The 11,740-nt window shown below is 50.1% G+C and carries 11 protein-coding genes and 2 tRNA genes; 11 read left to right on the forward strand and 2 right to left on the reverse strand.

Going from position 1 to position 11,740, the window contains the following annotated elements:
* Positions 1–26: 26 nt before the first annotated feature.
* The 11 genes from NTY76_05885 to NTY76_05935 all read left to right on the forward strand — a co-directional run bounded on the left by NTY76_05885 (position 27) and on the right by NTY76_05935 (position 9,750).
* Positions 27–102 (forward strand) — tRNA-Lys (locus tag NTY76_05885).
* Between the two features lie 30 nt (positions 103–132).
* Positions 133–207 (forward strand) — tRNA-Gly (locus tag NTY76_05890).
* Positions 208–271: 64 nt separating this feature from the next.
* Positions 272–736, forward strand: a complete 465-nt coding sequence (locus tag NTY76_05895; protein ID MCX5678622.1) for a PTS sugar transporter subunit IIA — start codon at positions 272–274, stop codon at positions 734–736.
* Between the two features lie 75 nt (positions 737–811).
* Complete coding sequence (locus NTY76_05900; protein MCX5678623.1) at positions 812–2,056, forward strand: YvcK family protein; 1,245 nt, start codon at positions 812–814, stop codon at positions 2,054–2,056.
* A gap of 17 nt (positions 2,057–2,073) precedes the next feature.
* Complete coding sequence (locus NTY76_05905) at positions 2,074–2,352, forward strand: HPr family phosphocarrier protein (GenBank protein ID MCX5678624.1); 279 nt, start codon at positions 2,074–2,076, stop codon at positions 2,350–2,352.
* Positions 2,353–2,377: 25 nt separating this feature from the next.
* Entirely contained in the window at positions 2,378–4,123 is a 1,746-nt protein-coding gene (gene ptsP, locus NTY76_05910) for a phosphoenolpyruvate--protein phosphotransferase (protein ID MCX5678625.1), read from the forward strand.
* 5 nt (positions 4,124–4,128) lie between these two features.
* Positions 4,129–5,199, forward strand: coding sequence for a bifunctional phosphoglucose/phosphomannose isomerase (locus NTY76_05915; GenBank protein ID MCX5678626.1), 1,071 nt, complete (start codon positions 4,129–4,131; stop codon positions 5,197–5,199).
* Positions 5,196–5,939: a nucleotidyltransferase family protein gene (locus NTY76_05920; protein MCX5678627.1), complete on the forward strand. Its 744-nt coding sequence runs from the start codon at positions 5,196–5,198 to the stop codon at positions 5,937–5,939. Before NTY76_05915 ends, NTY76_05920 begins: the two co-directional genes overlap by 4 nt.
* 3 nt (positions 5,940–5,942) lie before the next feature.
* Positions 5,943–7,115, forward strand: coding sequence for a methionine adenosyltransferase (gene metK, locus NTY76_05925; GenBank protein ID MCX5678628.1), 1,173 nt, complete (start codon positions 5,943–5,945; stop codon positions 7,113–7,115).
* A gap of 24 nt (positions 7,116–7,139) precedes the next feature.
* The gene (ahcY, locus tag NTY76_05930; GenBank protein ID MCX5678629.1) at positions 7,140–8,396 is read left to right on the forward strand and encodes an adenosylhomocysteinase; all 1,257 of its coding nucleotides are present in this window, start codon (positions 7,140–7,142) and stop codon (positions 8,394–8,396) included.
* Positions 8,397–8,421: 25 nt separating this feature from the next.
* A complete protein-coding gene (locus NTY76_05935; GenBank protein MCX5678630.1) occupies positions 8,422–9,750 on the forward strand; it encodes a class II fructose-bisphosphate aldolase in 1,329 nt (442 codons plus the stop codon).
* A gap of 63 nt (positions 9,751–9,813) precedes the next feature.
* Here the strand turns inward: NTY76_05935 and NTY76_05940 are convergent, their stop codons facing one another.
* Positions 9,814–10,905, reverse strand: coding sequence for an LptF/LptG family permease (locus NTY76_05940; protein MCX5678631.1), 1,092 nt, complete (start codon positions 10,903–10,905; stop codon positions 9,814–9,816).
* On the reverse strand, positions 10,906–11,637 hold the full coding sequence (locus tag NTY76_05945) for a ComF family protein (protein ID MCX5678632.1): 732 nt from the start codon (positions 11,635–11,637) through the stop codon (positions 10,906–10,908).
* Between the last annotated feature and the right edge of the window lie 103 nt (positions 11,638–11,740).

The following is an 11,740-nucleotide window of genomic DNA, read 5'->3' on the forward strand; positions in this document are numbered from 1 at the left end:
ATCAACCCCTAAATGCAGCAGGCTTTGCCCGCATAGCTCAATTGGCAGAGCAGGACACTCTTAATGTCAAGGTTCCAAGTTCGATTCTTGGTGCGGGCACCAAAAAGGTGTAATTTAAGTTTTGGCTTTAATGCGGCGGTAATTCAGTGGTAGAATGCGACCTTGCCAAGGTCGATGTCGAGGGTTCGAACCCCTTCCGCCGCTCCATTTTACAGCGCAGAAATTCGGTTTTGCGCTTGATATTTAAGAAAGCTAAGGAGGAAGTGCACGAATGAAGATAATGGATTTTTTGAGCACAAAAGCGGTTATTGCCGATCTTAAGGCGACGGATAAAGATGGGGTAGTAAGGGAACTCGTCGATTCTCTCGCCAAGGCAGAAAATATTAAAAATAAAGAAGAGCTTGTAAAGGCTCTGCTCACCAGAGAGTCGCTCGGCTCCACGGGAATAGGCCAGGGTATAGGAATACCTCACGCTAAGACCCAGAGCGTTAAAAGCCTCGTCGCCGCGTTCGGGCTCTCCCGTAAGGGGGTCAGCTTCGATTCTCTCGACGGCGAGCCGGTCTATATATTCTTCCTGCTTATAGCGCCGGAAGAGTCGGCCGGCCCTCACCTGAAAGCGCTTGCCAGGATCTCCAGGATGCTTAAGGATAAGTACTTCAGGGAGCTTCTTAAGAAATCAAAAGACGAAAAAGATATACTTCGCATAATCCAGGAAGAAGATTCCAAGAAGTATTAAGTCGGTTACGGAATTTTTTAAATCTAGAGATAGTTGGATATTTAACCTGGGTATTGCGATAGGGAGAGTTGTCCGGTGAGGATATTAAAAGCTTTTAAGTGGCTCTACCCCGGCATGTGGGTAAAGAGATGGATACTCCTCTCCGTATTCGGCATCATCATGATATCGATGGGGTTTGTCGTAATGCTCCTGGAGCAGAACCCCAAAAGCAAACTATACGCCACGACCATCATACTTATCGGTATCGTTACGGTAGTGACCGGGATAAAGAGGATAATCAAATCTTTCATAACCGTATTTTTGCCGGAGCGCGAAGGTGAGCTCGTTGACAGGATCTACCTGAAGAGGGTGCTCGAGAGAGGGCCGCGCATTACGGTGATAGGCGGCGGCACAGGGCTCTCGACCATGCTCCACGGCCTTAAGGAATATACGTCGAACATCACCGCGATAGTTACGGTAGCCGATGACGGCGGATCATCGGGACGCCTCAGAAAAGATTTTAATATGCTGCCGCCCGGCGATATTCGCAACTGCCTGGTAGCGCTGGCGGACTCCGAGCCGCTGATGGGCCAGCTCTTTCAGTTTCGTTTCGAAGAGGGCGACGGCCTTAAAGGGCACAGTTTCGGGAATCTCTTCATAGCGGCCATGACAAAGGTCGCCGGCAGTTTCGACGCGGCCATCAAAGAATCGAGCAGGGTGCTTGCGATACGCGGAAGCGTGGTTCCGTCCACGCTGGATAAGGCGGTGCTGGTAGCCGAGCATGCCGATGGGCATGAGACGATCGGAGAGAGCGATATCCCCAAAGCGAACAGGCCCATAAAGCGGATATCGTTAAGGCCGGGCAATTGCCGCGCCACGTCTGAGGCGATAGACGCCATACGCAAGGCCGATGCCGTTGTGCTCGGGCCGGGCAGCTTGTATACGAGCATAATACCTAACCTGTTGGTCGGCAATATATATAGAGAGCTGATGTCGTCGAAGGCCATAAAGGTATATGTCTGCAATGTAATGACCCAGAAAGGCGAAACCGACGGCTATAAAGCCAGCGATCACCTGAGGGCGATAATAGACCATACGGCTCCGGGCATTATTAATTACTGCATAGTCAATACGGCGAGGATATCGCAGGAGATGTTGAAAAAATATGAGGGCGAATTTTCTTATCCTGTGGCAGCCGATATCGAAAACCTGAAGAAACTGAAGGTCAAGGCTGTAGAGGCTCATATAATAAGCACTAAGGATTACGTCAGGCATGATTCGGTAAGGCTTGCTAAGATCATAGTGGATCTCGTAGGCAGTTTGAAAAAAGAGAAAAATTGAAATAAGGTTCTATAAGCATGATCATAGAAAAAGTGATTACCATAAAAAATAAACAGGGTTTGCACGCTCGCCCTGCCGCGCTATTTGTGCAGATAGCCAATAAGTTCAATAGCGAGATCACGATCTCCAAGGGCAGGCATAAAGTGAACGGCAAGTCCATAATGGGGATAATGATGCTCGAGGCGGGAAGCGGCTCCAAGGTGACTATGATCATAAACGGCGATGACGCGGAAGCGGCCATGAAAGAGCTGGAGATCCTGCTCGTTTCGGACGATATCGACGAATTGGTGGTATAAAGACTTTATGAAAAAGAAAGAGACTATACTTAAAGGTATTCCGGCCTCTCCCGGCATAGTGAGCGGCAAGGCCTTTCTTTATGGAAGGGAACAGTACACCATTGCCCGGCGCGCCGTAAAAGAAGAGCAGATACCGAACGAGTTAAAGCGTTTTAAAGACGCTCTCATCCAGACGAAGAACGAGATCCTCGATATAAAGAAGCGTATCTCCGAAGAGATGAGCGCGAAACATGCCCAGATATTCAGCGCCCACCTCCTTGTAATAGACGACAGCATGCTGATAGAGGAGGTCGTCTCCAAGCTTAAAAAAGACAAGCTCTCGATAGAGTATATCTTCCAGGATGTCCTTCGCCGCTACATAAAAGTCTTCTCGGAGATGGATGACGAATACCTCAAAGAGCGCATAAGCGATATAAATGACGTCGGAAGGCGCATACTGCGCAATCTTATAGGCGCCAAGGAAGACGTATTGGGCAACCTTAAGGAAAAAGTCATAGTGATAGCATATGACCTTTCGCCTTCCGATACCGCCACGATGCATAAGAAGAATGTGAAAGGTTTTGCCACCGATATAGGCGGCAGGACCTCCCATACCGCCATTATGGCGAAATCTCTTGAGATACCGGCCGTCGTCGGCCTCGAAGTATTGACGAAGAAGGTGGAGTCGGGCGATGAGATTATAATCGACGGCACTCACGGTATCGTGGTGGTGAACCCCGCTCCCAGGACGATGAAGAAGTATGAGCAGGATAGGGAAAAATTCGCCACTTTCGCGAAGCACCTGCTGGAACTGAAGGACCTGCCATGCGTCACTCTGGACGAAAAGAAGATAGGGCTGGCCGCGAATATCGAGGTCCCGGAAGACGTGCCTTCGGTAATGGCCCATGGCGCTGAAGGTATAGGCCTTTACAGGACAGAGTATTTCTATATGAACCGCAAGGATCTGCCGACCGAGGAAGAACAATTCAGGGCATATTCGTCCGTAGCGAAAAAGATGAAACCCCACCCCGTGACCATAAGGACGATGGACCTCGGCGGCGACAAGTTCCTTTCACAGCTCGATGTCCCGCAGCAGATGAACCCGTTTCTCGGGTGGAGGGCCATCAGGTTCTGCCTGGCGCGGCCGGATATATTCAATGCTCAGCTAAGGGCGATACTCAGGGCCTCCGCATACGGGAAGCTCAGGGTCATGTATCCGATGATATCCGGTATCGAAGAATTGAAACAGGCCAACGCATTTCTGGAAAGCTCGAAGAAAGAGCTTAAGAAAGAGGGCCTGGCATACGACGAAAATATAGAGGTGGGCGCCATGATAGAGGTGCCGTCCGCCGCTTTAACGAGCGATATATTAGCCAAAGAGGCCGATTTCTTCTCTATAGGCACCAATGACCTTATACAATATTCTCTGGCCGTGGACCGCGTTAATGAGAAGATCGCTTATCTTTACGAGCCCACTCACCCGGCGATACTGCGCCTGATAAAAAAAGTTGTCGAGAACGGCCATGAGGCCGGGATATGGGTGGGAATGTGCGGAGAGATGGCAGGCGATATAATCATGACCATAATACTTCTCGGCCTGGGGCTCGATGAGTTTAGCACCTCGCCTATAGCGACGCCTGAGATAAAACGCGTAGTAAGGTCCGTAACTATCAGCCAGGCCAAAGAGGTGGCGGAAGGGGCTCTTGCCCTTTCTACCGGTAAAGAGGTTGAGGCCTACGCGAAGAAGAAGCTCATGGAGATAGTGCCGGATATAGCGGCGGAACTAGGGTAGATTTCATGATAGGCCTGGACAGTTTAAGCGCTGTAAAGAAGTATGACCGCTCCGGCATGGTTTCCGTCATCGAGGGCTTCCCAAAGCAGTGCCGCGACGCGGAAAAGATAGGTCTCCTTTCGAATATCCCCGATTCATTTAAAATAAAATACCGGAATATAGTATGCACGGGCATGGGCGGATCCGCGATAGGCGCCGATATAGCCAGGTCATATACCGCGGATGAGTCCCGGACGCCGATATTCGTTAACAGGAATTATAAACTGCCCGCTTTCGTGGGCAGGGACTCGCTCGTAATAGTCTCCAGCTATTCCGGAAATACGGAGGAGACTATAAGCGCGTTTAAAGACGCCGTAACTAAAGGCGCTCGTATAATAATGATAACATCCGGCGGCGCTCTGAAGGGCCTCGCCGAGCGCCGGTCGATCCCGGTCATTATAGTGCCTCCGGGCCTTCAGCCGCGTGCCGCGATAGGGTACTCTTTTTTTACTCTTATAACCGTGCTTTCTAAAATAGGTGTGATCAGTGACAAGCGAAAGGATATAAGAGAGGCTATAAAAGGCTTGGAAGAGCTTGAGAAGACGAGCATCGGGTTAGCTGTGCGCGCGCCTAAGAACCTGGCTAAAGATATAGCGCGGAATATCCATTCAAAGATCCCTGTTATATATTCGGAAGCGGACCATCTGGACGCGGTCACCACCCGGTGGAGGGGCCAGCTGGCGGAGAACGCGAAAACGATCGCCTCCAGCAATCTATTCCCTGAGATGACGCACAACGAGATCGTCGGCTGGGAATGTCCTGAAAAGGCGCTGAAGGATTTAGCGGTCATTATGCTGAAAGACCGGGATGATAATCCCAGGGTCGCGAAGAGGATGGAGATCGTTAAGAAGATAGTATCCGGCCTGGGCGTTAAGGTTATCGAGGTCAATTCCCGTGGGACGGGCTTACTGGCCAGGATCTTCTCCTTAATATATATAGGCGATTACGTAAGTTACTATCTTGCGATATTAAATAAACGCGATCCGACACCGGTAGAGAGGATAGCTTATTTAAAGAAAGAGATGGCGAAGAGATGAAAATTATAATCTTAGCCGCAGGCTATGCCGTAAGATTACAGCCGCTCACCCTGAATATGCCGAAATCGCTTCTGCCGGTCGGTGGCAGAACCATTATCGACCGCATACTCGATAATGCCCGCCGTATTGAGGGTTGGGACAGAATTTACGTCGTTACAAATGACAGGTTCACCGGTAAGTTCGATGAATGGCTCGGGACCGTCTCTATCAAAGACAAGATATCGATTATAAACGACGGCTCTACCACTAATGATAACCGCCTGGGCGCCATAAAGGATATGGCTCTTGTCATAAAGGATAATGCTATAGATGACGACGTACTCGTTGTCGCGGGAGATAACCTCTTCGAACTGGACCTGGCGCGCTTCATGAAATTCGCAAGGGCCAATAACGGTGTTTCGGTGGCATTGTATGATATAGGAAGCGTGACTCTCGCTAAAAATTTCGGGGTCGTTAAGATCGATGAGCGCAATGTGATCGTTGATTTTGAGGAGAAACCGCCAGCGCCGAAATCGTCCCTTGTATCGACCGGCATATATTATTTTCCGAAAAATAAACTTCCATTTATTCAGAAATATGTTAAAATGCACTCTAATTTAGATGCGCCGGGCTACTATATAGGCTGGCTGAGCAAAGAAGATAAGGTTTACGGGTTCAGGTTTCTTGAAGACTGGCACGATATAGGAAATATCGAATCTTATAACAAGGCCGATCGTAAATATACAGAAAAGGAGAAATAGGATATGTCGAAGAAGAAATTTCTTTTCACTTCCGAAAGCGTGACCGAGGGCCATCCCGATAAGGTCTGCGACCAGGTATCGGACGCGGTGCTGGATACTGTCTTAACGCAGGACGAGAGGGGAAGGGTCGCGTGCGAAACGTACGTTACCATGGGGCTCCTTATAATAGGGGGAGAGATAACGACGACCGCGTATGTGGATATACATAAACTCTGCCGCGATCTTCTGAAAAACATAGGTTACACCCATCCGAAATACGGTTTCGATTACCATACCTGCGCTATACTTAACGCTATACACACCCAGTCGCCCGATATCGCTATGGGAGTGGACGCCGGAGGAGCGGGGGACCAGGGCATGATGATGGGTTACGCTTGCCGCGAGACGCCGGAGCTTATGCCTCTGCCGATAATGCTTTCGCACGGGCTCTGCAGGAAGCTTGCCGATGTGAGAAAGAAGAATATCCTGAAATATCTCGGGCCCGACGGTAAGGCCCAGGTCACTGTGGAATACCATGACGGAAAACCCGGCCGTGTTACATCGGTCGTAGTGGCGACTCAGCATACAGAGGAAGCCGTGGACAAGAAGACCGACCTGATGTCGGACGACGCCAGGCGCGAGATAATAGAGAAGATCGCCAAACCCGTATTGAAAAACTACATCGATAAAGATACGAAGTTTTATATCAATCAGACCGGCAAGTTCCTGATCGGCGGGCCCCAGTCGGATACGGGCATGACGGGCAGAAAGATAGTCGTCGACACCTACGGCGGATCAATAGCCCACGGTGGAGGAGCGTTCTCCGGCAAGGATCCCACAAAGGTCGACCGTTCGGCGGCCTATATGTGCAGATACATCGCGAAGAACCTCGTTGGCGCGGGTATAGCCGACAGGCTGATGATACAGCTGGCTTATGTCATAGGCAAGGCTGAGCCCCTCTCTATAATGGTAGATACATACGGCACCGGCAGGGTCAGTGACGAAAAGATAGTCGGTATTATCAGGGATCACTTTGAGTTGACGCCTCACGGGATAATTGCTGAGCTCGACCTGCGCAATTCCGACGGCAAACGTTTCACGAAGACAGCGGCGTACGGCCATTTCGGAAGAGAAGAAGCGGGCTTCACATGGGAGAGGACGGACAAGGTTAAGGATCTGAAGAAATACGTTAAATAGTCCACAGCAAATAAAGGATAAGAGATGAAATATGACATTAAGAATATAAAGCTGGCTCCCAAGGGCAAGCTTCGCATCGAATGGGCGAATGAGTATATGAACGTCCTCACCCTTATAAGAAAGCACTTCTCGAAAGAGAAACCGCTCAAGGGCCTTAAAGTCGCATGCTGCCTGCACGTCACCACCGAGACGGCAAACCTCGCGATCACGCTGAAGGCAGGAGGCGCTCAGGTTTACATATGCGCGTCGAACCCGCTGAGCACGCAGGACGACGTCGCGGCGTCGCTGGTCAAAGACTACGGCATACCGACCTTTGCCATCAAGGGCGAAGATAATAAGACTTATTACCGCCATATAGTGGACGCTATTTCGTGCGGCCCGAATATCACGATGGATGACGGCGCGGACGTAGTATCGCTGATACATAAGGAGAAGAAGCATCTGGTGGGCGATATCCTTGGAGGGACCGAGGAGACGACGACCGGCGTGATCCGGCTGCGCAGCCTGGAGAAACAGGGCCTCCTCTTATATCCCATCATAGCGGTTAACGACGCCGACACCAAACATCTCTTCGATAACCGTTACGGCACGGGGCAATCGACGATCGACGGAGTGATACGTGCCACCAATGTGCTCATTGCCGGAGCCAATGTTGTGGTGGTGGGCTACGGTTGGTGCGGCAGAGGCGTGGCAATGAGGGCCAGGGGTCTGGGAGCGAATGTCATCATCGCCGAAGTGGATCCCACAAAGGCGCTTGAGGCCGTAATGGACGGTTATAATGTGATGCCCATTAAGGATGCTTGCCGCAAGGCGGATGTATTCGTGACCGTGACCGGCGACATCCATATATTAAGGAAAGAGCACTTCGAAGCCATGAAGGACGGAGCCATAATCTCCAATTCCGGGCATTTCAACGTAGAGATAGATATACCGGCGCTCGCGAAGATGGCGACGAAAGTACGCAAGATCAGAGAATTCGTGGACGAATATACCTTAAAGGACGGGCGCAGGATCAATCTTCTGGGCGAAGGAAGGCTGATCAACCTGGCCGCGGCCGAGGGCCATCCGGCCAGCGTAATGGATATGAGCTTTGCCAACCAGGCGCTCTGCAGCGAGTATGTGGCCAAGAACTATAAGAAGCTCGCCAAAAAGGTATATAAGGTACCGGAATTTATCGATAAGAACATAGCGAAACTGAAACTGGCATCGCTCGGCGTCAGGATAGATACTCTTACGAAAGAACAGAGGAAGTATCTCGAGAGCTGGGAAGCTGGAACTTAAAAGACTGAAAGGAGCTGGCTTTAAGATGGGCAGAAAAGGGATTGATATAGACGCTCTGGCGCTTGATTTGATATTGAACGATAATACGGACGAGAAGAAGGCGATAGCCGATAAGATTAAGAGCATCGCGTATAAAAAAGGCATCTTCCTGGCGAGCATTAACGGGTTCTACATGGCCCGCGGAAGGGGAGAGACCGCTACCGATTTCACGGTGCCCGCGATGAACCTGAGGGTGCTTACCTATGATCTGGCCAGGGCCATATTCAGGTCCGCTAAGAAGATCACCGCCGGATGTTTTATATTCGAGATAGCGAAGTCTGAGATGGGATATACGAACCAGCCGCCGGTCGAGTATACGGCTGTTATACTTGCCGCCGCTATTAAGGAAGGATGGTCCGGGCCGGTATTCGTCCAGGGTGATCACTTCCAGATCAACGCTAAAAATTTCAAGCAGGACCCCGAGAAGGAACTCGGCAATATACAGACGATCATTCTGCAGGCCATCGAGGCCGGGTTCTACAATATAGATATAGACTCCTCCACGGTGGTGGATCTTGAGAAGAAAGATGTAAAGAAACAGCAGAGGGCGAACTACGAGTCATGCGCCAGGCTGACCAATTTCATCCGCCAGCACCAGCCGAGGGGTATCGAGGTGTCGGTGGGCGGCGAAATAGGCGAAGTCGGCGAGAAGAATTCTACCGTCGAGGATCTCGAGGCTTTCATGAGCGGATTTAACAAAAAACTCAGGAAAGGCCGCGTAGGGATCAGCAAGGTCAGCGTACAGACCGGGACATCTCACGGGGGCATCGTATTGCCTGACGGGACCATGGCCAAAGTGAAACTCGATTTCGAGACACTCAGGACCCTCTCGAAAGAAGCGCGCGAGAAGTATGGCATGTCGGGCGCGGTACAGCACGGAGCCTCGACTCTTCCATCGGACGCTTTCGGCAAGTTCCCCGAAGTCGGCACGGCTGAGGTGCATCTGGCAACCGAGTTTCAGAATATGGTATATGAGAACCAACACTTCCCGAAAGAGCTGAAAAGCAAGATGTATGAATGGATCAATAAGAACTTAGCCGGCGAGCGCAAGGCGGGCCAGACCGACGAACAGTTCATATACGGCGCGCGCAAGAAAGCTCTCGGGCCCTTCAAGAAAGAGATCATGGGTCTCCCGCAGGCGACCAGGGACGCGATAGCCAAAGATATAGAGGCGAGATTCGAATTCCTGTTCGAGAAGCTTAACGTGAAGAACACCAAAGACGCGGTATTGAAGCATACTGCCCTGAAGCGTGTTATACACAGGAAGCCTAAAGCGCACGGCGCGGTGGACATGAGCGGAGAAGGCGCGGATTAAAAAAAAGGGACAGGCATATTTTTACATAGTATGACTAGAATAAAAATATGCCTGTCCCTTTTTTTACGCCCGCTTACGGACCAGATATATTCCCCAGATACCGAATAGGACATTGCCCAGCCATGCGGCCGCTATAGGCGGAAGCAATCCGGCCTTGCCGAAGGCCAGAAATATCGCTATAGAAGCATAATATAGCAGGCCTATCGCTATACTCATACCTATTCCCATAAGCACCCCGCCTCTCGTATTTACGATGGCAAACGGCGCGCCTATCAGGATTATGATAAAGCTTATAAACGGAAAAGCGATCTTATAGTGGAGATCCACGAGAAGCCCTCTGATCAGCCTTGACCCGGCATTCTGGAAATTATCTATATAGCCTTTAAGCTCATTGTAACTCATATAATCGGCGCGCCATTCATTTGCGGCAAAGTCGCTCGGCCGTTCTTTAAGCTCCACGATCTTTTCATCGAAGAACTCGGGCGGTTTAAGTATCCTCCCGGAGTTGTCGATAGTGTAAAGTATCACCTTACTGAATTTCCAGCCGTCTTTTGTCCAGGCGCCTCTCTGGGCGGTGATCTTTGATGTCAGGTTCTCTTTGGTATCATGCTTATGTATTATTATGTCGGAGAGAGTCTTGTTTTCGGTGTCATAGTCACGGGCGAATATGATGCGGTTGCCGACGCCGTAGATCGCGATGTTCTTAAGTATCCTGGACTTACCTTCTTTAAATTTATGGCTCTCCAGCTCTTCGCGCCTGATGTAATTGGCGGTCTTGGAAAATATCGGGTTGATCTTGTCGCTTATGATAAATACGAAACTGCTTACCAGGAGGCCCAGTGCTAATAGCGGCGTGAGTATCCTCCACATGCATATTCCGCTCGATTTCATCGCGGTGATCTCGCTGTTCTTGTTGAGGTTAGACAGGAAATATACAGTGGAGAGAAGAGCGGCCATCGGCGCCACCTGCAAAAGTATCGTGGGAGTATAATAGAAGTAGAAAGCCGCGATTGAGGTGAAAGGTATCTTGAACTTGATTATTTCATCGATAAAAGAGAATATGTCGATTATTATGGCCATCACGACGAATAATATCATGCACCAGGAGAACGGCGCCAGGAACCCCTTAGCCATGTATTTGTCGATAAGTTTCATTTAAATACCTCTCGCCAGCGTAAGGCAGCGCACGGACTTAGCGCCGCGGTCAATAAGCGCGCGGCTCGCTTCATTCAGCGTGGCGCCTGTCGTCATCACATCGTCTATTATCAGCATATCGGCGCCTTCGACGGCTTCCGATTCAATATTCGGCTTAATTCTGAACACATTTTCGAGATTAACGAGCCTCTCTTCTCTCGAGAGTTCATTCTGGTTTTTTGTGACGCGCGTCTTCTCGAGGCAGCTTATTACCGGTATGCCCAGTTCTCTTCCTACGAGTTCGGCCAATAACTCGGACTGGTTAAAGGCGCGCGTGAGCGCTCTCTTCTTATGCAAAGGCACGAATGTGATGGCGCCTGCACCTTCTATGATCTCGGGAACGTCTTTGATGAAATCCAGCATTATCCCGGTGAATACTCCGGAGAGCATCCGTCTATTATTATATTTGAACTTATGTATCAATTCTTTTAAAGGGCCCTCATACAGGCATGCTGAATATGCGGCGCTGAAATAGGGGCGCATCTTCCGGCATTCCTGACAGATATCTTCAGGGCCCTGCATCGATCTCCCACAAGAAGCGCAATAGGGCAGAGGGTTACGCTTTATCTGTTTCAGGCAGAAACCGCACACGCCGTCTTCATTCGCGCTCTCGAGATGTTTTCCGCAAGAAGCGCAATGCAGGGGATAGACCAGGTTAATGAGGCTCTTAGCCAGCGCAGCTACTCTATTCACAGCGCATATGATAACATGCCTTACGGAAGCTTGTCAAACATCCAAAAGTCCTGATTTTTATTTGCAAATAAGCGGAAGATGGTATATACTTAATTATGAAAAG

This window comes from Candidatus Omnitrophota bacterium, from assembly GCA_026387175.1.
Classification (GTDB): Bacteria; Omnitrophota; Gorgyraeia; order 2-01-FULL-45-10; family 2-01-FULL-45-10; genus CAIMPC01.

Coding starts and splice junctions, on each gene's coding strand:
- NTY76_05895 (MCX5678622.1), top strand. CDS start 272: ATGAAGATAATGGATTTTTTGAGCACAAAAGCGGTTATTGCCGATCTT.
- NTY76_05905 (MCX5678624.1), top strand. CDS start 2,074: ATGATCATAGAAAAAGTGATTACCATAAAAAATAAACAGGGTTTGCAC.
- NTY76_05915 (MCX5678626.1), top strand. CDS start 4,129: ATGATAGGCCTGGACAGTTTAAGCGCTGTAAAGAAGTATGACCGCTCC.
- NTY76_05920 (MCX5678627.1), top strand. CDS start 5,196: ATGAAAATTATAATCTTAGCCGCAGGCTATGCCGTAAGATTACAGCCG.
- metK (MCX5678628.1), top strand. CDS start 5,943: ATGTCGAAGAAGAAATTTCTTTTCACTTCCGAAAGCGTGACCGAGGGC.
- ahcY (MCX5678629.1), top strand. CDS start 7,140: ATGAAATATGACATTAAGAATATAAAGCTGGCTCCCAAGGGCAAGCTT.
- NTY76_05935 (MCX5678630.1), top strand. CDS start 8,422: ATGGGCAGAAAAGGGATTGATATAGACGCTCTGGCGCTTGATTTGATA.
- NTY76_05940 (MCX5678631.1), bottom strand. CDS start 10,905: ATGAAACTTATCGACAAATACATGGCTAAGGGGTTCCTGGCGCCGTTC.